This window comes from Nocardia farcinica, assembly GCF_029867845.1.
In the GTDB taxonomy this organism is placed as follows: domain Bacteria; phylum Actinomycetota; class Actinomycetes; order Mycobacteriales; family Mycobacteriaceae; genus Nocardia; species Nocardia farcinica_A.
The window spans coordinates 1-1008 of sequence record NZ_JARWRU010000335.1 but is presented as its reverse complement, the minus strand read 5'-3'; the positions used below and the strand labels follow the sequence as shown (position 1 = coordinate 1008).

Sequence of the window (1008 nt, the reverse complement as noted above, 5' to 3'; positions counted from 1 at the left end):
AGATGGCGCGCCGGGCGCCGCGCCTCCCCCCCCCGCGGGGTTACTGCGGCGCGCTGCGGGGGCGCGGGCGGGCTCGCGCCGTCGACGTCGCCGGCCAGGGTTCCGGCCAGCGGACGGAACGGCACGACGAAGGGGTACACCCCCATGTCGATGAGTTCCTCCGCGCCGGCGACCAGTTCGTCCGGGTCCTCGCCGAGGCCGACGAGCAGATAGGTGGAGACCTGGTTGCGGCCGAACACGCGGACGGCCTCGGCCCAGGCGGTGCGGTACTCCGCGAGCGGGACGGTCGACTTGCCGGGCATCCACCGGGCGCGCACCCGGTCGTCGAGCGATTCGACATGGATGCCGATGGCGTCCGCGCCCGCCTCGTGGAGATCGGTGATGACCGACAGCTCGCCCGGGGGCTCGCACTGCACCTGGATCGGCAAATCGGGCACCGCCCGCTTGACCGCCCGGACGCAGCGCGCGAGGTGCCGCGCGCCGCGATCCTTGGCCGCCGAGGTGCCGGTGGTCATGACCATCTGCCGCACCCCGTCCAGGCGCACCGCTGCCTCGGCGACCTCGGCGAGCTGCTCGGGCCGTTTCACCGCGATCGTGCTGCCCGCCGCGAGGGAGGCCTCGATGGAACAGAACCGGCAGCGCTGGTCCTCGGCGTAGCGGATGCAGGTCTGCACCACGGTGGTGGCCAGCACGTCGCCGCCGTGCAGGCGGGCGATCTTCTCGTAGCAGACCCCCTCGGCGGTGGTCAGGTCGTAGAACTTCGGCCTGGCCACCGGCTCGACCGGCACGTCCAGATCGACGCCGTCGAGCAGGAGCCTGCCGTCGAGCACCGAATACGGGCTGTCGGCGCGCAGGGGGACGGCCACGTTCGCCCCGTCGATGCGCACGTGCCCGTCGTCGCTCGGTCCCGCCCCGGCGCGGCGGCGCAGCGGCAGGTCGACACGGACGCCGAGCAGAGCGAGGTCCACCCTGGTGGAGATCTCGGCCATGACCCCGGCGCCCTACAGC

At 73.6% G+C, this 1008-nt stretch carries 1 protein-coding gene; it reads right to left on the bottom strand.

The genetic code is table 11. The features are described 5' to 3' along the window. On the bottom strand, positions 1-989 hold a 989-nt coding region (locus tag QH283_RS07140; protein ID WP_280502223.1), incomplete at its 3' end, for an MSMEG_0568 family radical SAM protein. Between the last annotated feature and the right edge of the window lie 19 nt (positions 990-1008).